This is a genomic window from Actinoplanes sp. NPDC048967, from assembly GCF_040649415.1.
Taxonomy (GTDB): domain Bacteria; phylum Actinomycetota; class Actinomycetes; order Mycobacteriales; family Micromonosporaceae; genus Actinoplanes.
This window is the reverse complement of sequence record NZ_JBEZFL010000003.1, coordinates 161,267-183,021: the sequence shown is the minus strand read 5'-3', so window position 1 is coordinate 183,021 and position 21,755 is coordinate 161,267. Positions and strand designations below refer to the sequence as shown.

Annotated in this window: 19 protein-coding genes; 13 read left to right on the top strand and 6 right to left on the bottom strand. The window is 72.3% G+C overall.

Going from position 1 to position 21,755, the window contains the following annotated elements:
- The first annotated feature begins 77 nt into the window (after nucleotides 1–77).
- From AB0C12_RS13355 to AB0C12_RS13340, 4 genes are read left to right on the top strand one after another with little or no spacing between them, the layout of a single operon-like run.
- Entirely contained in the window at nucleotides 78–2,015 is a 1,938-nt protein-coding gene (locus AB0C12_RS13355; protein ID WP_360547459.1) for a nucleoside-diphosphate sugar epimerase/dehydratase, read from the top strand.
- Nucleotides 2,016–2,042: 27 nt separating this feature from the next.
- Complete coding sequence (locus AB0C12_RS13350) at nucleotides 2,043–3,299, top strand: nucleotide sugar dehydrogenase (RefSeq protein ID WP_360547457.1); 1,257 nt, start codon at nucleotides 2,043–2,045, stop codon at nucleotides 3,297–3,299.
- On the top strand, nucleotides 3,296–3,928 hold the full coding sequence (locus AB0C12_RS13345; protein WP_360547455.1) for a sugar transferase: 633 nt from the start codon (nucleotides 3,296–3,298) through the stop codon (nucleotides 3,926–3,928). Before AB0C12_RS13350 ends, AB0C12_RS13345 begins: the two co-directional genes overlap by 4 nt.
- Nucleotides 3,918–5,060: a hypothetical protein gene (locus AB0C12_RS13340; RefSeq protein ID WP_360547453.1), complete on the top strand. Its 1,143-nt coding sequence runs from the start codon at nucleotides 3,918–3,920 to the stop codon at nucleotides 5,058–5,060. The genes AB0C12_RS13345 and AB0C12_RS13340 overlap by 11 nt, the downstream gene beginning before the upstream one ends.
- Here the strand turns inward: AB0C12_RS13340 and AB0C12_RS13335 are convergent.
- Nucleotides 4,982–8,737 carry an ATP-binding protein gene (locus AB0C12_RS13335; protein WP_360547451.1) on the bottom strand — a complete coding sequence of 1,252 codons (3,756 nt, stop codon included), beginning with the start codon at nucleotides 8,735–8,737 and terminating at the stop codon, nucleotides 4,982–4,984. The two genes, AB0C12_RS13340 and AB0C12_RS13335, sit on opposite strands and share 79 nt — an antisense overlap.
- Nucleotides 8,738–8,825: 88 nt before the next feature.
- Nucleotides 8,826–9,779: a helix-turn-helix domain-containing protein gene (locus AB0C12_RS13330; RefSeq protein ID WP_360547449.1), complete on the bottom strand. Its 954-nt coding sequence runs from the start codon at nucleotides 9,777–9,779 to the stop codon at nucleotides 8,826–8,828.
- 50 nt (nucleotides 9,780–9,829) lie between these two features.
- Here AB0C12_RS13330 and AB0C12_RS13325 point away from each other — a divergent pair, with 50 nt between their 5' ends.
- The 8 genes from AB0C12_RS13325 to AB0C12_RS13290 all read left to right on the top strand — a co-directional run bounded on the left by AB0C12_RS13325 (nucleotide 9,830) and on the right by AB0C12_RS13290 (nucleotide 16,926).
- Nucleotides 9,830–10,783, top strand: coding sequence for a helix-turn-helix domain-containing protein (locus AB0C12_RS13325; RefSeq protein ID WP_360547447.1), 954 nt, complete (start codon nucleotides 9,830–9,832; stop codon nucleotides 10,781–10,783).
- A gap of 114 nt (nucleotides 10,784–10,897) precedes the next feature.
- The gene (locus AB0C12_RS13320) at nucleotides 10,898–11,692 is read left to right on the top strand and encodes an alpha/beta hydrolase (RefSeq protein WP_360547445.1); all 795 of its coding nucleotides are present in this window, start codon (nucleotides 10,898–10,900) and stop codon (nucleotides 11,690–11,692) included.
- Nucleotides 11,689–12,480 carry an MBL fold metallo-hydrolase gene (locus AB0C12_RS13315; protein ID WP_360547443.1) on the top strand — a complete coding sequence of 264 codons (792 nt, stop codon included), beginning with the start codon at nucleotides 11,689–11,691 and terminating at the stop codon, nucleotides 12,478–12,480. The genes AB0C12_RS13320 and AB0C12_RS13315 overlap by 4 nt, the downstream gene beginning before the upstream one ends.
- Nucleotides 12,481–12,528: 48 nt before the next feature.
- A complete protein-coding gene (locus AB0C12_RS13310; protein WP_360547441.1) occupies nucleotides 12,529–13,329 on the top strand; it encodes an SDR family NAD(P)-dependent oxidoreductase in 801 nt (266 codons plus the stop codon).
- A 35-nt stretch (nucleotides 13,330–13,364) separates the two neighbouring features.
- Nucleotides 13,365–14,549, top strand: coding sequence for a spore photoproduct lyase family protein (locus AB0C12_RS13305; protein WP_360547440.1), 1,185 nt, complete (start codon nucleotides 13,365–13,367; stop codon nucleotides 14,547–14,549).
- Between the two features lie 104 nt (nucleotides 14,550–14,653).
- A complete protein-coding gene (locus AB0C12_RS13300; protein WP_360547438.1) occupies nucleotides 14,654–15,277 on the top strand; it encodes a tetratricopeptide repeat protein in 624 nt (207 codons plus the stop codon).
- 14 nt (nucleotides 15,278–15,291) lie between these two features.
- Complete coding sequence (locus AB0C12_RS13295) at nucleotides 15,292–16,038, top strand: MBL fold metallo-hydrolase (RefSeq protein WP_360547436.1); 747 nt, start codon at nucleotides 15,292–15,294, stop codon at nucleotides 16,036–16,038.
- A 60-nt stretch (nucleotides 16,039–16,098) separates the two neighbouring features.
- Nucleotides 16,099–16,926: a DUF72 domain-containing protein gene (locus AB0C12_RS13290; RefSeq protein ID WP_360548978.1), complete on the top strand. Its 828-nt coding sequence runs from the start codon at nucleotides 16,099–16,101 to the stop codon at nucleotides 16,924–16,926.
- 130 nt (nucleotides 16,927–17,056) lie between these two features.
- Here the strand turns inward: AB0C12_RS13290 and AB0C12_RS13285 are convergent, their stop codons facing one another.
- Nucleotides 17,057–18,061 carry a cellulose binding domain-containing protein gene (locus AB0C12_RS13285; protein WP_360547434.1) on the bottom strand — a complete coding sequence of 335 codons (1,005 nt, stop codon included), beginning with the start codon at nucleotides 18,059–18,061 and terminating at the stop codon, nucleotides 17,057–17,059.
- 118 nt (nucleotides 18,062–18,179) lie between these two features.
- On the opposite strand from AB0C12_RS13285, the gene AB0C12_RS13280 reads away from it, so the two are divergent.
- Entirely contained in the window at nucleotides 18,180–18,953 is a 774-nt protein-coding gene (locus AB0C12_RS13280; RefSeq protein WP_360547432.1) for a hypothetical protein, read from the top strand.
- Nucleotides 18,954–19,070: 117 nt separating this feature from the next.
- Here AB0C12_RS13280 and AB0C12_RS13275 read toward each other — a convergent pair whose 3' ends face one another.
- Genes AB0C12_RS13275 through AB0C12_RS13265 form a run of 3 tightly spaced genes read right to left on the bottom strand, consistent with a single transcriptional unit; the run spans nucleotide 19,071 to nucleotide 21,754 of the window.
- Nucleotides 19,071–19,685, bottom strand: coding sequence for an SGNH/GDSL hydrolase family protein (locus AB0C12_RS13275; protein WP_360547430.1), 615 nt, complete (start codon nucleotides 19,683–19,685; stop codon nucleotides 19,071–19,073).
- 8 nt (nucleotides 19,686–19,693) lie between these two features.
- Nucleotides 19,694–20,506: a GNAT family N-acetyltransferase gene (locus AB0C12_RS13270; protein ID WP_360547428.1), complete on the bottom strand. Its 813-nt coding sequence runs from the start codon at nucleotides 20,504–20,506 to the stop codon at nucleotides 19,694–19,696.
- A gap of 3 nt (nucleotides 20,507–20,509) precedes the next feature.
- The gene (locus AB0C12_RS13265) at nucleotides 20,510–21,754 is read right to left on the bottom strand and encodes an FAD-dependent monooxygenase (protein ID WP_360547426.1); all 1,245 of its coding nucleotides are present in this window, start codon (nucleotides 21,752–21,754) and stop codon (nucleotides 20,510–20,512) included.
- Nucleotide 21,755 lies beyond the last annotated feature (1 nt).

Genomic DNA, 21,755 nt, shown 5'->3' with positions numbered 1-21,755 from the left:
GGCGCGCGCACGCTCCCTTTCCTTGCCAGTTCTCACCGCGGCCGTCCACCGCCGGTATCCGTCCAGGGAGGAAATCCATGCAGGTACGGCGAGCAGCGCCCGACGCCACCGCGGGCGACCGGCGGGCCCGGAGGCCGGCCGGCCCGCCCTGGTTACGCATGGTGGTACCCGGCCGGGTGGCCCGGGCCGGGGTCGACGCGGCCGCGCTGGGCCTGGCCCTGCTGATCGCCACCCTGCTGCGCCACGACGGCGACTTCAGCCACGTCCACCTCCTGCCGCTGCTGGTGCTGGCGTGCTTCGCCGCGGTCGTGCACACGGTGGCCGGGCTGCGCTTCGGCCTCTACACCGGGCGCTGGTCGTACGGCTGCTTCGAGGAGATCGCCGCGCTGGCCCGGACCGCGGTCGTGGCCACCCCGGTGATCTTCGTGCTGGACACCCTGCTGGGCCGGCTGGTGCCCCGCTCGGCCATCATCGCGGCCGGCCTGATCGCCCTGGTGCTCACCGCCGGCGTGCGGTACGCCGTCCGCCTGCTCAACGACCAGCGGCTGCGCCCGTCGCCCGAGCCGGGCACCCGGGTCGTGGTGATGGGCGCGGGCGAAGGGGCCACCCAGGTCATCCGCGCGATGCTGCGCAGCCCGTTCAGCCCGTACGTGCCGGTCGCGCTGCTCGACGACGACCCGGCCAAGCGCACCCTGCGGGTGATGGGGGTGCCGGTGGCCGGCAACCGGCAGGCGATGGCCGAGGTGGTCCGCCGGTACAGCGCCGACGCGGTGCTGATCGCCATTCCCAGCGCGAGCGCCGACCTGGTGCGCGAGCTGACCGGGCTGGCCGAGCCGCTCAACGTCGACCTCAAGGTGGTCCCGCCGGTCGTGGAGCTGTTCGGCCGTACGGTCAGCGTCGAGGACATCCGGCCGGTCAGCCACGCCGACCTGCTCGGGCGCCGCGAGATCGGCATCGACCTGGCCGCGGTGGCCGGCTACCTGGCCGGGCGCCGGGTGCTGGTCACCGGGGCCGGCGGCTCGATCGGCTCGGAGCTGTGCCGCCAGGTCGCCCGCTTCCACCCGGCCCAGCTGGTCATGCTCGACCGCGACGAGTCCGGCCTGCACGCCGTGCAGCTGTCCCTGGACGGCCGGGGCATGCTCGACGACCGCAACCTGGTCGTCGCCGACATCCGCGACCAGCAGCGCCTCGACGAGGTCTTCGCCGAGCACCGGCCCCAGGTGGTGTTCCACGCGGCCGCCCTCAAACACCTGCCGCTGCTGGAGATGCACCCCTCCGAGGCGCTCAAGACCAACATCATCGGCACGTACCAGATCCTGCAGACGGCTCTGCGGCACGGAGTCGACCGGCTGGTCAACATCTCCACCGACAAGGCCGCCGAGCCGGTCAGCGTGCTGGGCTACTCCAAGCGGATCACCGAACGGCTCACCGCGGCGGCCGACGAGGCCGCCCACGGCACCTACTGCAGCGTGCGCTTCGGCAACGTGCTGGGCAGCCGCGGCTCGGTGCTGACCGCCTTCGCCGCGCAGGTCGAGGCGGGCGGGCCGATCACCGTCACCCACCCCGAGATGACGCGCTACTTCATGACCGTGCAGGAGGCCGTCCGCCTGGTCATCCAGGCCGGCGCGATCGACAGCTCCAGCGAGGTGCTGGTGCTCGACATGGGCGAGCCGGTGCGCATCCACGACGTCGCCCGCCGGATCGCCGACGCGGCGGAACGGCACATCCAGATCGTCTACACCGGCCTGCGCCCCGGCGAGAAGCTCGCCGAGATCCTGCTCGGCCCGGACGAGCCCGACCACCGCCCGCACCACCCGCTGATCTCGCAGGCGCCGGTGCCCCCGCTGGACGGTGCCGTGCTCTCGCTGCTGGACCCCACCGTGCCCCGCGAGGACCTGATCGCGGTGCTGCGCTGGCTGGCCGAGAGCCCGGCGCTGTCACCGGCCCGCGTCACCCCGGCACCGGTCGCGCTCAACCGCCCGGGCCGCAACCGCAACAAGACCACCGCTGCGTAGCAGCGAAGACCTTCGAGAGGGGCACGCATGCGGGTCGTCATCGCCGGACAGGGGTACGTGGGACTGCCGCTGGCCGTCCGCGCCGCACAGGTCGGCCACTCGGTCGTCGGGTTCGACGTCGACGAGGAACGCATCAAGCGCCTCGCCGCCGGTGAGTCCTACGTGGACGATGTGTCCTCGGCCGAGCTGCAGGAGATCCTCGACGCCGGCACATTCCATCCGTCGGCCGACCCGCGCTCCTGCGCCGGTTTCGACGTCGCGGTCATCGCGGTGCCGACCCCGCTGCGTGAGGGCACCCCCGACCTCAACTACATCGAGCAGTCCGCCCGTACCCTGGCGCGCTATCTGCGCCCGGGTGCCACCGTGGCGCTGGAGTCCACCACCTATCCGGGCACCACCACCGACCTGGTCGCGCCGCTGCTGGAGGAGGGCTCCGGCCTGATCGCCGGGGTCGACTTCCACCTCGGCTACAGCCCCGAGCGCATCGACCCCGGCAACCGCACCTGGAACCTGGTCACCACCCCGAAGGTCGTCTCCGGCATCAACGCCGAGTCGCTGGCACGGGTGCGGGCCTTCTACGCCTCGGTCGTCGAGCACACCGTGCCGGTCTCCGACCCCAAGGTCGCCGAGCTGGCCAAGCTCATGGAGAACACCTTCCGGCACGTCAACATCGCGCTGATCAACGAGCTGGCGGTGTTCGCCCACGATCTCGGCATCGACGTCTGGGAGGCGATCGAGGCGGCGTCGAGCAAGCCGTTCGGCTACATGCCGTTCGTGCCCGGCCCCGGGGTCGGCGGGCACTGCCTGCCCATCGACCCGTCGTACCTGTCCTGGCGGGTGCAGCGGACGCTGGGCCAGAGCTTCCGGTTCGTCGAGCTGGCCAACGACATCAACAACCACATGCCCGACTACGTCGTCCGGCGCCTGGTCGGCGCGCTCAACCAGCGGCGCAAGCCGGTCAACGGCTCGACCGTGCTGCTGCTCGGGCTCGCGTACAAGAAGAACAGCGGCGACGCCCGCGAGTCGCCGGCCCGGCGGGTCGCCTCCCTGCTGCTGGACATGGGCGCCGAGGTCCGCGCGGCCGACCCGCACGTGGTCGAGGACGCCCACGTCGACCGCCGCGTGGTCCGGGTCGCCGCCACCGCCGAGCAGATCGCCGCGGCCGACGCCGTGATCCTGCTCGCCGACCACGACGCCTTCGACCTGGACCTGGTCGTCGAGCACGCCGGTTACGTCCTGGACACCCGGCACCGCAGCACCGGACCGAATGTGGAGACGCTATGACTCTCTGGGATGGTCTCAACCGCCTGGCCGCCGCCGTCGCCCTGATGCTGTTGTCCCCGCTGATCCTGGTGGTCGCGGCCTGGATCAGGATCGCCGACGGCCGCGGCATCCTGTTCGTCCAGGACCGCGCGGGCCTCGGTGGCGTGCCGTTCCGGATGCTCAAGTTCCGCACGATGGTCCACGACTCGGTCGCGCTGAGCGCGCAGCTCGGCATCAGCGACCCGTTCGGCCTGATCGAGAACGACCCGCGGATCACCCGGTGCGGCCGCTTCCTGCGCCGCACCAGCCTGGACGAGCTGCCGCAACTGGTGAACGTGCTGCGCGGGCAGATGCGCCTGGTCGGGCCGCGCCCGGACGTGCTGCCGCAGGTCGCCAACTACTCGGCCGAGGACGCCCGGCGCCTGGAGGTCAAGCCCGGCATCACCGGCTGGGCCCAGGTCAACGGCCGCGACGACATCGACTGGCCGCAGCGCTTCGCCCTCGACCGCTGGTACGTCGACCACCGCTCGGTGGCGCTGGACCTGCGCATCCTCTGGCGTACGGTGGCCACCCTGCGCCGCGCGGAGGCCCCGGTGCACGTCGACGAGCTCAACATCCAGCGGGCCCGGGACCTCGGCCGTGCGGCCTGAGGTCGGCTCGGAGTTCCACTGGGACCCGGCCGCCATCGCCACCACACCGCAATCCCTGCTACCGCGACGGTTCGAGCTGTTCGCGACCGGATGTGGGGCACTGAGCACCCTGCTGCGACAGCTGGCGCCGACGGGCCGGCTGCACGTGCCGTCGTTCTTCTGCATGGGAGTCGCCGAAGCCCTGTCCGCCGACGTCCCGATCACCTGGTACCGGCACCTGCCCGACGGCCAGGGACCCCGCCTGGAAACCCTGCGCGCGCTGCCGGGCGACGTCGTCCTGGCGCAGAACCTCTTCGGCCGCGACCGGCCGGAGCCGTGGACCGCTTGGACGCGAGCGAACCCCGGCGTCACCGTGGTGGAGGACCACTCGCACGACCCGTTCAGCGAGTGGGCCCGCGCCAGCTCGGCCCCGTACGCGGTGGCCTCCCTGCGCAAAACCCTGCCGCTACCGGACGGCGGCCTGCTGTGGTCCCCGCACGGCCGGGCCCTGCCCGGGCCGGTCGGCGCGGAAAGTCCCGGCGCGCAGCTGAAACTGGTGGCGATGCTGCTCAAAGGGGCGTGGCTGGACGGCCGGGAAGTGCCCAAGGACGACTTCCGGGCCCTGCAGCAGCGCGGCGAGCACGCATTGCTCGGCAGCGAAGGTCCGGCGAGCGCGCTGACCGCGACGGTGCTGCCGCTGCTGGACCTGGCCGGGCTGCGCGCCGCGAGCGCTCGCAACGCGTACGCCCTGATCGCCGCCCTGGCGGTTCGTGGCGGTTCATGGCAGGTGCTGAGTGGTGGACCGGCCGGTGCGGTGCCGTTCCGGGTGCAGCTGCTGTGCGAGTCGGAGCCGGTCCGTGATGCTCTGCTGGCGCATCTGGCGCGGCACGGGATCTACGCGCCGGTGCACTGGCGGCAGGACCGGGGTGGAGTGTGGAGCGGGGACGAGGAGGCGGCCGAGCTGGCCGCGCGGATCCTGACGGTGCCGGTGGATCATCGGTGCGGGCCGGGGGATGTGCGCCGGGTGGCCGAGGTGCTCGGCGCGTTCGCCTCGCTCCGGCCGCGGGATGTCGCTCAGACCCAGTCACCGGGAAGGGCGAGCTTGACCGCCTCGAACGCCTCGGCGGTGTCCGCCCGTACGCGCAGACGCTGACCACCCTCGTCGCACAGAAGCACCTGGGGGCCGGAGAACCATCTCACCGGCGGGCCGTCCGGGCGCGACCGCAGCGGATGGTCGAGGAACGGCGCGCGGGAAAAGCGCCGCGCCAACTCGGCCAGCGTCGCCGGGTCGAGCCCACGATGACCGGCGAAACCGTCGGCGCTGAACAGCGACTCCGACATCGTCATCTCCACGAAGGTCGTAGTGATCCGGTCCAGGTACGGCTGCCACTCGCCGCCGGCGAAACCGTCGACCCGGATCAGCACCGGCGTCCCGGATCGCGAGGTCTCGTCCAGCCGGACAGCCCACTGCGCCGTACCGTCCACGGCGACCCGGAAGATCAGCATGTCGCCGTCGGCGGACAACTCGGCTGGCCGCAGCAGCCGATCACCGCGCCGTGCCGGGTCGTCCCGCCCGCCGATCAGCCCGTACGCCCGCTCGAACGCCCTCGGCAGCCGGACGCGGAGGTCCGGCGCCATGCCGGCCGAGCGGGCTCGGTCGGCCCGGCCGAGCGGGCGGCCCCGATAAATAGCGTACTCGCGCAGGAACCGCAGCCCGGACGCCGTGCTCATCACCGCCCGGTCCAGCCGGGCGGGCAGGTCGAATCCGGTGGTGGCCATAGCCCGCACCTTGGCCTCGATCATCGATGACGGCAGTTCGGTGTCGAGCACCTCGCGGAGCCGGTGCAGCCAGATCTCGTCGTTGAGCACCGCACGCAGAAACGCAAAGGAGGCGCTCCGGCGCGCCGGCCGACCACGGAGCATGGTCGTGAGCTGCGGGACCTCATTCAAGAGCTGCGGAAAGACCGAGAGCGGGACGATCAGCGGCCACCAATCGGCCCGGCGGTCGAAACCGTCCTCCGTGACGGCGGAGACGATCGCGCGAACCTCGTCGTAGTCCCACAGGTCGGTCGTCAGACCCAGCGTGTTGATCAGCATTTGGCGGAGGTCGTCAGGCAGCGGCTGCCCGATCGCGGCCCTCACCGTGCCCGGGATGTCCAGACCGGCGAGCAGCGTCTGGCGCTGATCGATTCCCACCAGCTTGGCAGCAAGCGAGCGGCGTAGGGCGCCGGCCACCGGTGAGTCGCGGTCTCCGCCGAGCCGCTCGGCCAGCGCGAGCGCCTGCGCCCGGGCCGGCATGCCGAGCAGTCCCGGCTCAGCAGCGGATGCCCGTCTCGGACTGTCGCTCAACGGCACGATCGTGCGTTCGCCGAGGCGTAGCGCCATCGACGAGGTGAGCCCACGCCACGAGTCCTCGTCCAGCGCGGCCTGCCAGAGCCGCGCCATCGCCTGCCACTCGCGCACCTCATCGGCGGCGTCCGGCACGACCACGGAGAGCGGCACGCTGCCCAGGCTGGACAGCAGCGTCACCAGGTTGGCCGTGTACGCCGCTCGCGCCCGTACCGGATCGAGGTCCTCGGGCTGGTATCGCTCGAACTCGACCGAGATCGTCCGCCGCCGGGCCTGGGCCAGCAACCGGGCGAGCACGCCCGGCACGGCCGTCCGCTCCACCTCCGGCAGGGCGTCCGCGATGCTCCGCAAAAACCCGAGCACGCGCGGCTCCGCGGCCAGGGCCCGGAAGGACAGCAGCGCGTGCAGCACGCCGTCGTCCAGGCGGGGCGTCGAGCGCGTCCGCCGCGCGGTCGGCTCCGCCGCCGTGGTGATCTCCCGCACCTCGTCCAGGACGGCGCTCGCCACCAGGTACTCGCCGAACGTGCTGTGCAGGAACTCGTACGACTCCCGGCGCTTGATGTAGTCCGGCACCTTCGCGGACGCCGCGTGCACGAAGAAGAACTGTCCGATCACCTCGTGCCCGCCGCCGGCCGCCACCGGTGCACCGAGGCCGGCCAGGTCCGCCTCCAGATCGCCGTCGTGCACGAACGTCCGCCGCCGGTTGAACATCGACAGCGCGGCCACCCCCAGCTGCCAGCGGCGGCGGGCGATCTCGGCGGTCAGGTCGGCCGGGGCGATCCGGCTGTCCTTGTCGACCTCGCGGCGGATGAAGTTCTCGATCAACCGGTCGTACAGGTCGACCGCCGAGGTGTCACCGCGGAGGTCAGGACTGTTCGGGTCGGCGGCGTACAAGGCGATCAGCAGGAGCAGCAGCGGCTGCCGGGCCAGGTCGGTCAGCGCCCGGACGCTGTCGGCACCCGGGAGCCGGATGCCGTGCCCGCCCGCGTTGGCGAGGTGCCACCCGGCCAGCCAGGCGCCGACCTGGTCGTCGTCGAAGTCGGCCAGCTTGATCGCGAGGCAGTCGGGCGGCACCCACATCCGGCCGGTCACCAGGGTGCGTGAGGTGACCACGGCGCACACCGGGGAGCCGGCCGCCGCCTCCGCCTCCTGGAACTCCTGGACCTCCCGCAGGTAGTTGCGGCCCACGCCGACGCTCTGGATCAGCTCGTCCAGCCCGTCGAAGATCACCACCCGGATCAGGTCACGGCTCTCGTCGGCGAGCACGTTCCACTGGGCCCGGCCGTTGAGCAGGTCGTCGAGGGCCTCCTGGACCTGCACGCGGACGCGCTGATCGGCCGTGACCTCACGGAGCGGGACCCGGACCACCAGATACCGGTCGGCGGGCAGCCGGGCCGCGAGGACCTTGGTCAGGGTCGACTTGCCCGAGCCGGGGTCGCCCAGCACCAGCAGCGGCGACCCGGCGGCGGCCGGCGACATGAGCCGGCCGGCCAGGAAGGTGTCCAGGTCACGGCGCACCCGGTGCCGGTTCCACCAGTTGTCGTCGGCGATGTTGTCCTCCCGGCCGCGCACCGCCCGGCGGTAGTGCGGCGTGACATAACCCTCCTCGATCGAGGGGAAGCGCAGGCCCGCCACGTACCGCAGGGTGTCGGCGGTGATCGGCGGCCGGCTCAGCACGGCCAGATTCGCCTGGCGCAGGAGCACCGACTGCCCGGCCGGTGCGGGGCCGGGCTCGGCCGGCGTCAGCAGGGCGGTGAGGCGGGCCAACCCGGCCGACTGTTCGCCGACCTGGTGCGCGAGGGCGGCCCGCAACGCGTCCTGCCCTTCCAGGACCGCCCAGATCAGGAACTCCCGGACGTCGACCGCGAGCTGGAGATGGAGCGTGTGGTACCGGTCGAGCGCGTCGCTCACCACTTCGTCGGCCAGTTCCGGGGCAGCCAGCCAGGAGTGCCGCTCCCCGGCGGCCAGTCCGGAGAAGAAGGACTGGCCGGCGAGGACCGCGCGGTGCAGGTACGGCTTCAGCTGCGACCGGTCCGCGAACCCGGTCGGCATCGGGATCTCCGAGCGGGCCAGCACCTGCACCAGGTCGTCGCCGTCCTGCTCGGTCAGCAGCCGGATCCGCTCCTCCCGGGTGACGGCCAGCTCCGCCCACACCGGACCCAGCCGGGCCTGCCACGCCTCGAACAGCGCGGCTCCGACGATTGTCGTGTGCGCTGCCTGCAACAGCTCGAACCGGTCACGACCGGTCGCTCCGGACAGTCGTCCCGCGCCGGCGGTGACCAGGCTGCGCAGCAACCCCACCGCCTGGTTCTTCTGGTCCACCGCACCCCACAGGAACGCCGCCGCCTGCGCCCCGCCGAACGCCGCCGGCCCAGCGGCCACGAGCACGCCGCCGAGCAGATTGTCCAGAATGGTGAGCGTCTTGGAGTCGTGCCGGCCGAGCAGCCGCAGGGCGCCCTGATAGGTGAGAGCGGGGGTCATCCCCGAACTCTAGAGCTGACGGTTCGCACGAAGGCCTTCGCACGGGGTCAGGTTCGCCGCCCCGCCGGCTACGGCCGGACCCGGCGGGTCAGCGTGCCCGCGAGGTGTGGCCCCGTTGCCACTCCTGGGGCGTCATGCCGTACTCGTCGCGGAATCGGCGGGCGAAGTGGCGGGCGTTGGCGAATCCCCACGACCGGGCGATCGAGGACACCGTCGCGGACGGAGAATTGGCGAGCTCCCGGTGCGCGCCGCGCAGCCGCCCCCGGATCACCCATTCGGCGACCTGCTCGCCCTCTTGTGCGAAGGCGGCGTACAACGTCCGGACCGACACCGAGTGCTCGGCGGCCAGGCGGGCGGCGCTGAGGTCCGCGTCCCGCTGATGCTGGCGGATGTACGCGGTGACCCGGGTGAACAGCGTGCCGGTGCCCACCGTACGCAGCCACACCTCGTCCTCGTCCAGCACCGAGGCGATCAGGGCCCGGACGAGTTCGACGGTCGAGGACCCCAGCATCGTCAGGGCCGGGTCCGGGTGCAGCCGGTCCAGCAGCACGGGCAGTTCGAGCACGTGACGACGGACCAGTTCGTACATCGGGCTGGCCGCCAGGCGGGGAACCGCGGTGCGGACCGCGTCGACCGGGACACCGAGCCGGGCATAGTCGACGATGACCGCCTGCACGCTGGACGGCCCCTCGACCAGGAAGTCGTACGGCGAGGTGAGGTCGATCAGCTGCAGCTCGCCGATGCGGTCCCCGCCGGTCAGGTCGCGGTGGCGCATCCGCACCGAACCGCTGACCGGCAGGCCCAGGGAGAGCCGCTCGGGGTTGTCCGACTGCAGGTGCCGGGAGGTACGGGTGAGCCGATGACCAGTGGACACGTGATGCAGCAGCTCGGCGCCGGAACCCAGCGCCCAGTGCGAGATCCGGGCCTGCGCCGGCGGGGCGACCGAGATCGCGGCCGGAGCCACCGATGAGGTCATGGCCGACCGCACCGCCTCGGCGCGTTGCCGCACCGGCAGCAAGGATGTGTCGAGCAGCACCGTCATCCGGCCTCCCTCACACCGCTATTCTGTGACGAACCTATCGGGGAGCCGGCATGGCCGTGTTGATGGACACCCGTCACCTGCCACCACACGAGTCGGCCGATGCTCTGCACGCCACGCTGAGCCGGGCGGCCACCCCGGCCGCGGTCGCCGTCGCGCCGGGCACGACGTGCGTCGTCGAGGGCTGGCGGATCGGCGCGGGGATCAACCTGCTCAGCACCGCCTACAGCGGTGGCCTGACGATGAGACGCACCGCCCGGCACGTACGCGCCGACGCGCCCGAGCGGATCTCCCTGACCCTCGGGGTGCGGGGCGAATGCGAGACGCGCCAGGTCGGCAAGGTGCTGCGCCGCGAGAACCAGCTCCATCTGCTGGATCTGACAACCGAGTACGAATCGCGGTGGCCGGGCCCGTGCGCGGCGATCGCGTTCCTGGCCGACTACGCCGAACTGGACCTGCCGGTGGAGCTGATCCGCGGCTCGGTCCCGCTGCTGCAGCTGAGCCCGCTGTACGACCTGACCCGACGTCACCTGCGTGAGCTGCCCGCCATCGCCCGGCAGGCACCGCACGAGGCGGCCCTGGCGATGCTCGGCTTCGCCGCCAAGGATCTGGTCCGCGCACTCATCGCGTCGGTCCATCCCGGCAACCGGCACTCCCGGACCGCCCGCGCCGAGTCGCTGCGAACCGTGCTGCTCACCTACGTCGACGCGCACCTGCACGATCCGGGACTCACCCCGGCCCGGATCGCCGAGGAGCACGGGGTCTCGCTGCGCTACCTGTATCAGCTGTTCGCCGACGAGGCGGAGTCGCCGGCCGAGGCGATCTGGCGGCGCCGCCTCGAGGGCGCCCGCCGGGAGCTGGCCGCCCGGGCGACCCACCGCACCCTGATCTCGGCGACGGCGCGCCGCTGGGGCTTCACCGACCCGCGGCACTTCGCCCGCCGGTTCCGGGCCGCCTACGGCGTCACCCCGAGCGAATGGCTGCGCCGGCACCTCGGCGAAACCTGACGCCACTCGATGTGCACGGTGGGACCCGCATGTGCACGCAGGGACCCACAAGGGCGATCACGACGGCGTTAGATTCCGAGCAATTGCCTGCCTGTCCGGAAAGGACCGTTGACCATGGCGCCCGACACGATCGTGCTCGTCCACGGATTCTGGGTCACTCCCCGCAGCTGGGAGAACTGGATCGCCCACTACGAGGCCAAGGGGTTCCGGGTCATCGCGCCCTCGTATCCCGGGTACGAGGTCGAGGTCGAGGCGCTCAACGCCGACCCCGCACCGATTCTCGCCTCCACCGTGCCGCAGATCATCGACCATTTCGAGCAGATCATCGGCGCGCTCGACACCCCGCCGATCATCATCGGGCATTCCGCCGGTGGGGCGTTCACCCAGATCCTGCTCGACCACGGCTTCGGCGCGGCCGGAGTGGCGATGAACTCCGCACCCACCGAAGGCGTCCGGGTGGTCCCGCTGTCGCAGGTGAAGTCCACCTTCCCGGTGCTCAAGAGCCCCGCCAACCGGCACAAGGTGGTGCCGCTGAGCTTCGAGGAGTGGCAGTACGCGTTCACCAACACCTTCACCGAGGAGGAGGGCCGGGCGCTGTGGCAGCGCTACGCCATCCCGGCCAACGGCGGCATCCTGTGGGGCAGTGTGCTGGCCAACTTCCAGCCCGGCCACCAGGACACCTGGGTCGACTACCACAACGACGACCGGGCGCCGCTGCTGTTCGTCTCGGGCTCCGAGGACCACATCATGCCGCCGGCGATCCAGGAGTCGAACGCCAAGCACTACAAGTCGAACACCGTCACGGAACGCCGCGAGTACGAGGGCTACGCGCACCTGCTACCGGCCCAGAAGGGCTGGGAGCAGATCGCCGACGAGGTTCTCGACTGGGCTTTGACCCACGCCCGATGAGCGACCTGCGGATCACCCACATCGGCGGGCCGACCACCCTGATCGAGGTGGCCGGCTGGCGGATCCTGACCGATCCGACGTTCGACGCCCCCGGCCGGACCTACCGGTTCGGCTGGGGCACGGCGTCGCGCAAGCTGACCGGTCCGGCGGTGCCGGCGGCGTCGCTCGGCCGCGTCGACGTGGTGCTGCTGACCCACGACCACCACGCCGACAACCTGGACGACGCCGGCCGGGCGCTGCTGCCGGCCGCGGGCCGGGTCGTCACCACCGTGGCGGGCGGCCGCCGGCTGGGCGGGAACGCCACCGGGCTCGGCCCGTGGGCGACCACCGGGCTGGCGGCCCCGGACCGGCCGGCGATCGAGATCACCGCGACGCCGTGCCGGCACGGGCCGCCGCTGAGCCGGCCGGTGGCCGGCGAGGTGACCGGCTTCGTGCTGCGCTGGGCGGGCCAGCAGTACGGCCCGCTGTGGATCACCGGCGACACCGTGCTCTGTCCAGGGGTACGGGAGGTGGCCGACCGGTTCGCCATCGGCACGACGGTGCTGCACCTGGGGGCGGTGAAGTTCGGCCTGACCGGTCCGCTGCGGTACACGATGACGGCCGCCGACGGTGCCGAGCTGTGCGAGCTGGTCAAGGCCCGCACGGTGCTGCCGGTGCACTACGAGGGCTGGGGTCACTTCAGCGAGGGCCGGCCGGCGGTCGAGGCCGCTTTCGCCGCGGCGCCGGCCGCGGTCCGGGAGAGCCTGCACTGGCTCACCCCGGGCACGGCCACGTCGGTGACCGTCTGACCCGGAATCCCGTTGCTCCGCCGCCACCGGCCGATACAGACTGCGCGGATGCCCCGACACGTCGCCCTGGTCACCGGCGCCAACCACGGCATCGGCGCCGCCACAGCCGAGGCGCTCGCCGCTGGTGGCTGTGCGGTCGTCTGCGCGTACCGGAAAATCCACGACCCGATCGACCCCGCGGTCCCGGATGCCTACCGGGCCGGCCGGGCCCGGACCGCCGACGCCGTCGTGGCCGCCATCCGCGCCGGCGGCGGCGAAGCGGTCGCCGCCGACGAGGACCTCACCGATCCGCAGGCCCCGCGGCGCCTGTTCGACCTGGCCGAGGCCACCTTCGGCCCGGTCGACATCCTGATCAACAACGCCACCGGCTGGGTGCAGGACACCTTCAGCCCGCAGGCCGTCGACCAGCACGGCCGGCAGATGCAGCCGGTCACCGTGGCCACCTGGTCGCAGCAGTTCGCCGTGGACGCGATGGCACCGGCGCTGCTCATCGCCGAGTTCGCCCGCCGGCACGCCGCCCGCGGCGCGACCTGGGGGCGGATCGTGGGCCTGACCTCCGGCGCCGAGCTCGGCTTCCCGCAGGAGGTCTCGTACGGCGCCGCGAAAGCCGCCCAGACCAACTACACGATGTCCGCCGCGGTCGAGCTGGCCCCTCTCGGCATCACCGCCAACGTGATCCATCCGCCGGTGACCGACACCGGCTGGGTGACCGACGCGGTCCGCGAATTCGTGGCCCGGAGCCCGGCCCTGGTCAACGTCGCCACCCCGGCGCAGGTGGCCGACGTCATCGCCTACCTGGCCGCCGACGCCTCCGCGCTGATCACCGGCAACGTCATCACCCTGCGCTGACGGTAGATCCGTCCTGAGCAGGGTATCTGCCCGGGGTGACCGACCATGCCATCGACGTCGACCAGCCGCTCGCGCCGGACGTGCCCGCGGCCCCGCACAGCGCCAGCGGCGAGGCGGTGCGCACCTACGACCTCAGCGCCGTCGCGCCGCCCGCGCGGCCCGCGCGCCGGTGGACGCCGCGGCGGGTGGTGGCCACCCCGGCGGCCTACGACCATCCGCACGGGCGGCGGATCATGGCGTTGGTCGAGGCGCAGGGGATCGAGGTCGAGCGGCTGCGGGCCAACCGGTTGACCGGGGTACGCGGTGAGACCGACCGGGAGACGTACGCCCGCGCGAAAGCCACCATGGCCATCGTGGTGAGCCCGCCCGCCCGGCGCACCCTGCAGCCGATCGCCCCCAGCGCCGACTGGCGGTTCGACCTGGCCGAGGGCTGCCCGGCGCACTGCCAGTACTGCTACCTGGCCGGCTCCCTGTCCGGGCCGCCGGTGACCCGGGTGTACGCCGACCTCGACGACATCCTGGCCGGCCTGGCCGCGTACGAGGGGCGCGGGACGATCACCAGCCGCCGGGCCGCCCGCCGCGACGAGGGCACCACCTTCGAGGCGTCCTGCTACACCGACCCGCTGGCCCTGGAACATCTGACCGGCAGCTGGCGTCGCGCGGTCGAGCACTTCGGGGCCTGGGACGCGCCGGTGCAGTTGCGCTGGACCACCAAGTTCGACGACGTCGGCACCTTCGTGGGGCTGCCGCACGCCGGGCGTACCCGGGTCCGGCTCAGCGTCAACTGCGCACCGGTGAGCGACCGCATGGAGGGCGGTACGAGCCGCGTGGCGGATCGGCTGGCGGCTCTGCGCAAGCTGGCGCTCGACGGCTATCCGGTCGGCCTGACCATCGCGCCGATCATGCCGGTCGAGGACTGGCGCACCCACTACGGCCGGCTGCTGGACCAGGTGGCGACGGCCGTCGAGGGCGTACCGGGGCTCGATCTGACCGCGGAGCTGATCACCCACCGCTTCACTCCCGGCAGCAAGGAAGTGCTGCTGGGCTGGTACCCGCGCACGAAGCTGGAGATGGACGAGGAGTCCCGCAGCCGCAAGCACGGCAAGTTCGGCGCGGTGAAGTACGTCTATCCGGCCGGGACGATGGCCGAGCTGCGCGGCTGGTTCGAGGCGGAGATCGCGGCCCGGCTGCCGTCCGGCCGGATCCTCTACTGGACCTGACCGTCACCGGGCTAGGCTGCGCCCTCGAACGCCGATGCTGAACGGGGGCGGCGATGAGGGCCGAGGATCGGATCGAACGAGCCGGGAAGTTGTACCACCAGGCCGTGTACAACGGAGATGTCGGCGCGCTGGCCGAGGCCGACCGGGACCTGGACGCCGTGGAAGCCGACACGGCGCTGGCCCGCGGACGGATCCTGCACGCACGCTTCCTGAGCGGGCGTGCCGGCGACGGTCCGGCCCCCGTCGAGGACCCAGCCGAATTGCCGCTGTTCACCCGCGCGGCCGAGTTGTACCGGGCGCTGGGCGACGTACGCGGCGAGGCAGAGACGTTGTTCTGGATCGGTTGCCTGCACCAGGTCATCCGGCGGGACAACGACAGCGCCGTTCCGTACCTGGAGCGATCCTGTCGGCTGGCCGCACAGACCGGCGACAAGCCGACCCGGGCCGAGGCGCTGCGGCACCTGGGGATCGCCGCACACACGGCGGGCCGGCTGGATGAGGCCCGCGAACGGCTGGAGGAGTCCTCCGGGCTGCGCCGGGAGATCGGGGCTCTGCCGGGCGTGGCGGCCAACATGGTCGGGCTGGCCCACATCGCCGCCGCCCAGAGCCGGCGGGCGGACGCGGACGCGATTCTCGACGAGGCGGACGCCATCGCGCAGTCACAGGGGGCATCAGCCATCGTGCGGCAGATAGAGCGGGCGAGGGCGGATTTTCGCGGCGTGACCTGATTCAATCGGTGGTCATGGGGAATCTGTCGCTGTCCCGCCGCCGGCTGCTGTTCACGGCCGGCGCCGGCGCACTGGGTGTGGCTGTGCTCGGCTCCTGCTCGTCGGAGTCGCCCGGGCCATCGGCGCCCGCCGCGTCGTCGGAGCAGCCCGTCCCGGCGGCCAGCGGCGCGGTGGCCGGCGACTGGCGGCGGGTGACCATGTCCTATGTGGCCGCGTACATCCTGGTCCGCAACGGTGAGGCGGCGATCGTCGACCTGGGCACCGCCGGTTCGCAGTCGGCGATCGAGGCGGGTCTCAAGGCGGCGGGCGCGGGGTGGTCGTCGGTGAAGCACATCGTGCTGACCCACCTGCACGACGACCACATCGGCGGCCTCGCCGAGATCGCCCCGCTGGTCAAAGCCGCCATCTACGCCGGCACCGGCGACCTTTCCTCGATCATGTCCGACAAGCCGCTGAAGCCGCTCGCCGAGGGCGACGAGGTCTTCGGGATGCGCGTCGTCGAGACACCGGGCCACACCCTCGGCCACATCTCGATCTTCGAGCCGGCCACCGGTGTCCTGGTGGCCGGCGACGCCCTGCGCACGAGCAACGGTCTGGAACGCTCCGACCCCCAGTACACCGCCGACGAGGCCAAGGCCAACGACTCGGTCCGCAAGCTGGCCGCGATGGACATCAAGGCCATCCTGCCCGGCCACGGCGAGCCGCTGACGGCCGGCGCCGCCCAGGCTCTGCGGACATTGGCGGCCGGCCTGCCCGCCTGAAACCGGCCGGTCCGGCCCACCGCCTACCATTTCGGCATGCGGCTTCACGTGGGATGCGCGATGTGGTCACTGAAGTCTTGGCAGGGACGATTCGTGGCCCATCCGCTGCCGTCGCGCGAGCGGCTGCGGGCGTACGCCGGCTGGTGCAACGCGGTCGAGGGAAACACCACCTTCTACGCGACGCCGGCCCGCGACACCGTGGCGACCTGGGCCCAGCAGACCGACCCGGGCTTCCGGTTCGTGCTCAAGCTGCCCAAGGTCATCACCCACGAGCGCCGGCTGGTCGCGGTCGAGGACCCGCTGCGGATCTTCCTGGACGCGATCGAGCCGCTGGGCCCGCGGGCCCACGCGCTGTGGATCCAGCTGCCGGGATCCTTCGGCCCGGCCGACCTCCCCGCGCTGGAGACCTTCCTGCGGCAGGTGCCGGCCTCTTACCGGTACGCCGTGGAAGTCCGCCACCCGGCCTTCTTCGACGACCCCCGCGCGACAGCAGAGCTCGAACGCGCCCTCGCTCCGGTGGACGCGGAATGGGTGCCGTTCGACACCACGGTGTTCTTCGCGAAGCTCCCGACCAGCGCGGCCGAACGCGACGCGTGGACCAAGAAGCCCCGGCTGCCGCGCCGCTCGCAGGCCCTGACCGACCGGCCGATCATCCGCTACCTGGGCCGCGACGCGGTCACGGAGACGGTCGAGGGCTGGCAGCACTGGGTGGACGTGACCGTGGGGTGGCTACGGGAGGGCCGGGCGCCGACGGTGTTCGTGCACACGCCGGACAACGCCGACGCGCCGCAGCTGGCCCGCCGCTTCCACGACGCGGTCCGGGAACGGGTGCCGCGGCTCGAGCCACTGCCCGACCCGGACCCGGTCGAGCCGCTGACCCTCTTCTGAGCGGACCGCACGTGCCATACGGTCGTTCGTTCCGGGATTGCGGCATCCAGGTGCCGTAGGCGCGTCGTCCACCGGGTGCCGGTCAGTCCGACCCAGGAGCCGGGGCGCCCAGGCGGGACGCCCCGGCAGATCAGGCCAGGGTGCAGGCCGTACCGTTCAGCGCGGCGGTAGTGGCCGGCGCGTTGCTCTTCGCGTAGGTGCCGACCAGGCCGAGCGTGATGTCGGCTCCAGGCTGGATCGTCGCGTTCCAGGTTTCGTTGGTCAATGTCACCGTTGAGCCGGACTGGACCCACTTCGCCGCCCACGACGACGTGACGCGCTGATCGCCACCCAGGGACAGGAGCAGGGACCAGCCGTTGACCGCCGCGGTCGCGGTGTTCGTCAGCTTCACCTCCGCGACGAAACCGCCCGGCCACTCACTGGTTGTCTTATAGGCCACCTTGCACGGGGTGGCCGGTGGGGTCGGGGGTGTGGCGGTCGTGGACACCTGGTTGGAAGCGATCGACAGGTTGCCGGCCGCGTCGTGTGCGCGCACGTAGTAGCGCACCATGCCGGTCTGGGTGCTGAGGATCGGCGCGGTGAAGGAGGTGCCGGTCGTGGTGCCGAGAGACCGGGACACGAACCAGCCGTCGAACAAGTAGACGTAGTAGCCGGTCAGCTCCCCGTCGTCGGTGGACGCGGTCCAGGTCAGCTGAGCGCCGGCCGGGCCGACACCGGTCAGGGTGAGGTTGCCGGGAGCGGTCGGCGCGGTCGTGTCGCCGGCGGTGTTCGCCGGGGTGACCACGACGAGCGGGTTGCTCGCCGTCGAGGAGTGGCCCTCGGCGTCGATGGCCTGGACGTTGAACTGGTACTGACCGTTCGGAACGATGCCGGATGTGACAGTGGCGGTGGTGACGTTGCCGAGGCGCTGGCTGTAGCCGACGTCGCCGAAGGCGGGCCAGTAGGTGAGGGAGTAACCGGCGGGATCGCCGGCGGCGGCAGTCCAGGCGAGGGTCACCGAGGTCGGACTGATGGAGGTGACGCGGAGGTTGGTGGGCGCGGACGGCGCCGCCGCTGCGGCACGGTCGGCGACCAGAAAAAGCGCGCCGATGGAGAGCAGGACGGCCAGGAAGGCACGGGAACGGTACGTGAGCATCTGCTGACCGTCCGACATCCCATAGACGGATGTCAACCCATCGAAAGGCGGTACCGACCTCCGGGCGACCTTCCATATGTCATGGACGTCGACAGTGTCGAGGCCGCATCATCGCTGGGTGACCGGCTCCGACCGTGACATGTTCGCATCCTTGGCTCCGGACGAACGCGCTCTGCTGGCTTGGGTGGCCCCGCAGTTGGACGCCGCCGCGATCGAGGAGATCGCCGAAGCCGACTACGGCGTCGACGTGCCCGGCTATCGTCGGGCGCTGACCGACCTGGTGCACAGCCCCTGGCTGCCCGATGACCTCAGCGGGGATCCCGGCGAGGTCCTGGCCCTGACGCGGTGGACGGCGCCGGCCGGCCGGCGCGGCCACCTCCGGCGACTGTTCGCTTGCACGCTCCTGGTCCGGGCGGTGACCGCCGACGGCAACCCGGTGGACTCTCTCGCCCCATTGGTGGACTCGGCCCGGGAGCTCGGAGCACCGGCCCGCGCCGCCGCTGTGCGCTTTCTGGCCTGGTGCCGGCTGAACCTACCGGGCAACTGGCCCGACGACCCGTCAGCGCCGGTGTTCCTGACCCTCGCAGTGGTGCTGCTGTCAGCGGAAACAGCGACCGCGGCAGGACTGGCGGCTGTCCTGGTCGACGAACTGGACGCAGTGCTGACCGATGAGGACCTGCCGTGGCGGCGACGTGCCCGATCACCTCTGTACGTCCGCCGCGACACCGACTCCGCCTCCACCCGCCGGTTGTGGTCGGCCCTGGTGACCCGCTGCCTGGTGGACAACCCCGCGGTCGTCGATCCCCGGCTGGCCGCGCTGGGCAGAGCCCTCGATGGCGACGCCGCCACCCCGATCACCGAACTACGCGCCCTGTTCCCCGGCACGACGTAGAGCGAGTGCTGCGGGCGCGACCCGGGATGACCTCGCCGGCGCACTCAGAGTTGCGACCATCGCCTAGGTTTGTCGACTTCCGGCGGGCCTCGCGTCTCGGCAGGCTGACCGCGTACCTCAGCCGGTCCGCCCGGCCAGCGCGGCCGCAGCCGCCGCCCGCACCGCCGGGCCCAGCGCCTCCGCGATCACCGCATAACCAGCGCTGGACGGATGGAACCGGTCCGCGCTGAACAGGCTCGCGTCCACCGCGAACGCCTCAGCCGAACCCACCCCGATGTCCGCCACCCGGGCCCCGGCGTCGACCGCGGCGCGGGTCTGGGCCTGCCGCATGGCCGCGCTCGCCGCCCGGACCAGCATCCGGGTCTGCGGGGGCACCCAGGGCACCACGCTGAGGTCCGGCGCCGGGGCCACGACCACCTCGGCGCCGGCCGTGCGCAGGGTGCGGACCGCGTCGCCGAGGCTCGCCGCAGCCTGTGCCGGTGGCACGAAGTGGGTGAGGTCGTTGGCGCCGATGATGATCAGGGCCAGTCCGGGGCGCCAGGCGGCGGCGCTGCGGGTCTGGCTGGGTAGGGCCTGGCTGCGGGCGCCGGGTAGGGCGAACACCCGGATGTCGGTGACGATGCCGGCGGTGGACAGATCGGCGGCCAGCCGGGCGCCGATCGTGTCGGCCGGGCGGGTGGCGCCCTGCCCGTACGCGATGGAGTCGCCGAGCACGGCGAAAGCGAGAGTCACGCTGTTCTTCAACAAGCAGGCGCGGCAATTGCTTCCGGCGGGGGCGTCCACTGGTAGTGCCGCGACGTGGTGATCTTGTGGAAGCCGCACCGGCGCAGGATCGGCGCGCTGGCCGGGGACGCGTCCACATGCAGCAGCCGGAAGCCCCGGGTGACCGCCTCCCGGGCCCGGGCGGCGATCATGGCGCGGTAGAGCCCCCGTCGCTGCCACTCCGGCAGCGTCGCGCCGCCGAGCAGCGCGACGAAGTCGGTGCCCGGGTAGTACACCGCGATGGCGGTGCAGACGATCCGCTCACCGGCCTCGGCGACCAGGATGGTGATCAGGCCGGGAGCGGCCGCCACCCGGGCGCCGAGGTCGGCCGCGACCCAGGAGCAGTCCGCCCCGGTCACCACGGTCTGGTGGTCGGCGAAGCGACGCAGATCCTCGGCCGCGGTGACCTGACGCAGCACGACGCCGCCGGGCAGGACCGGTTCGGTGGCCACCTCACCGGCGTGGCCGAGCAGCACCGTCGCCGGCTCCTCCGGTGCGAAGCCGGCCGCGACCAGGCGTTCGGGCAGTTCCTCGGGGAGGTCGTGGGCCACCAGCTTCCACTCGACGCCCTCACCGCGGGCCCGGAAGTAGTCCCGCTGCCGGGCGATCAGGCGGTCGAGCTCCGCGCCGGTGACCCCGAGGTCGCGCGGCGTCCGGATCCGGCCCACGGGCCCGCCGACGATCCGCAGGACCGGACCGTCGTACTCGTAGGTCAGGCCGGACGGGACGGTGCCGTGCGCCATCCGCATCTGAGTGTCGTAGGCGGCCAGGAGCGCGGCGGTGTCGACCATGCCTCACATGGTGCCGGAACCAACCCGGGTCGGTGGGACCCGGCGGCGTACCGTCGTGCTCGCGGCGGCCAGCGCGGGCCGGCGCCGGGCCCGGTGCCAGCGCCGCCCGCTCAGCGTCCAGCGCAGCAACGCCCGCGGCGCCGCGCTCTGCGTCGCCACATGCAGCAGGTACCGCCACATCGGGTATTCGCCGCGGCGGTTCGACAGCGCGTACGAGAACTGCTTGGCCGGCAGGTCCACATAGTCCGGCACCCGCTCGAACCATTCGCTGCTGGCCTTGGCCGCCCGTTGCAGCGGGGCCAGCGCCGTCTTGCGGCGGTGTTCGTAGCGTTCCAGCGCCACCGCCAGCTCGTCGCCGCCGGCCACCATGTCGGCCAGGGCCATCGCGTCCTGCATCGCCAGTTTGGTGCCCGAGCCGATCGCGAAGTGGGTCGTGTGGGCCGCGTCGCCCATCAGCACCACGTTGCCGTGGTCCCAGCGCTGGTTGGTCAGCCGGCGGTAGTTCAGCCAGCCGGTGCCGCCGGCCTCGGCGCGCTGGTCGATCAGTGGTTGCCCGCCCAGGTGGTCGGCGAAGATCTCCCGCAGGCGGGCGCAGCCCTGCGCCGCGTCGAGGCGGTCCAGCTCCAGCCCGGCCCAGGTCTCCGGCGCGCACTCCACGATGAACGTGCTGGTGCCGTCGTCGAACGGGTAGGCGTGGTACCAGATCCAGCCGGCCGCGGTGCGTTCGAAGCCGAAGGTGAACGTGTCGAAGACGTGCGGCGTGCCCAGCCAGATGTACTTGTTGCGGCCCGTCTCGAGCTCCGCGCCGAAGTGCTCGGCGTGCTGGTCGCGGATCCGGCTGCCGGCGCCGTCGCAGGCCACCACCAGATCGGCGTCGGGCACCTCGGTCAGCTCGTCGTGGTAGCTGATCTCGACGCCGAGCTCGACGGCGCGGGCGGCCAGGATGTCCAGCAGTTTGTGCCGGCCCAGGCTGAAGCCGTACCCGGCCAGGTGGGTGACCGCCTTGCCGGTGGCGCGGACCTCGTACTCGTCCCAGCGGCAGGCTGCCTGCGCGATGCGTCCGGCGCTGACCGGGTCGTAGCGGAACAGGTCGTCGAGCAGGTCGTCCCAGAAGACCACCCCCCAGCCGTACGTGACGCCGGCCGGGTTGCGTTCCAGCACGGTGACCTGATGCGCGGGGTCGGCCAGCTTCGCCAGCACCGCGAAGTACAGGCCGGCGGGGCCGCCGCCGATGCAGGTGATGCGCATG

Bases quoted from the DNA above. Each gene is read 5' to 3' on its own strand.
- AB0C12_RS13355 (WP_360547459.1), top strand. From the start codon at position 78: ATGCAGGTACGGCGAGCAGCGCCCGACGCCACCGCGGGCGACCGGCGG.
- AB0C12_RS13350 (WP_360547457.1), top strand. From the start codon at position 2,043: ATGCGGGTCGTCATCGCCGGACAGGGGTACGTGGGACTGCCGCTGGCC.
- AB0C12_RS13345 (WP_360547455.1), top strand. From the start codon at position 3,296: ATGACTCTCTGGGATGGTCTCAACCGCCTGGCCGCCGCCGTCGCCCTG.
- AB0C12_RS13335 (WP_360547451.1), bottom strand. From the start codon at position 8,737: ATGACCCCCGCTCTCACCTATCAGGGCGCCCTGCGGCTGCTCGGCCGG.
- AB0C12_RS13330 (WP_360547449.1), bottom strand. From the start codon at position 9,779: ATGACGGTGCTGCTCGACACATCCTTGCTGCCGGTGCGGCAACGCGCC.
- AB0C12_RS13325 (WP_360547447.1), top strand. From the start codon at position 9,830: ATGGCCGTGTTGATGGACACCCGTCACCTGCCACCACACGAGTCGGCC.
- AB0C12_RS13320 (WP_360547445.1), top strand. From the start codon at position 10,898: ATGGCGCCCGACACGATCGTGCTCGTCCACGGATTCTGGGTCACTCCC.
- AB0C12_RS13315 (WP_360547443.1), top strand. From the start codon at position 11,689: ATGAGCGACCTGCGGATCACCCACATCGGCGGGCCGACCACCCTGATC.
- AB0C12_RS13310 (WP_360547441.1), top strand. From the start codon at position 12,529: ATGCCCCGACACGTCGCCCTGGTCACCGGCGCCAACCACGGCATCGGC.
- AB0C12_RS13295 (WP_360547436.1), top strand. From the start codon at position 15,292: ATGGGGAATCTGTCGCTGTCCCGCCGCCGGCTGCTGTTCACGGCCGGC.
- AB0C12_RS13290 (WP_360548978.1), top strand. From the start codon at position 16,099: ATGTGGTCACTGAAGTCTTGGCAGGGACGATTCGTGGCCCATCCGCTG.
- AB0C12_RS13285 (WP_360547434.1), bottom strand. From the start codon at position 18,061: ATGCTCACGTACCGTTCCCGTGCCTTCCTGGCCGTCCTGCTCTCCATC.
- AB0C12_RS13270 (WP_360547428.1), bottom strand. From the start codon at position 20,506: ATGGTCGACACCGCCGCGCTCCTGGCCGCCTACGACACTCAGATGCGG.
- AB0C12_RS13265 (WP_360547426.1), bottom strand. From the start codon at position 21,754: ATGCGCATCACCTGCATCGGCGGCGGCCCCGCCGGCCTGTACTTCGCG.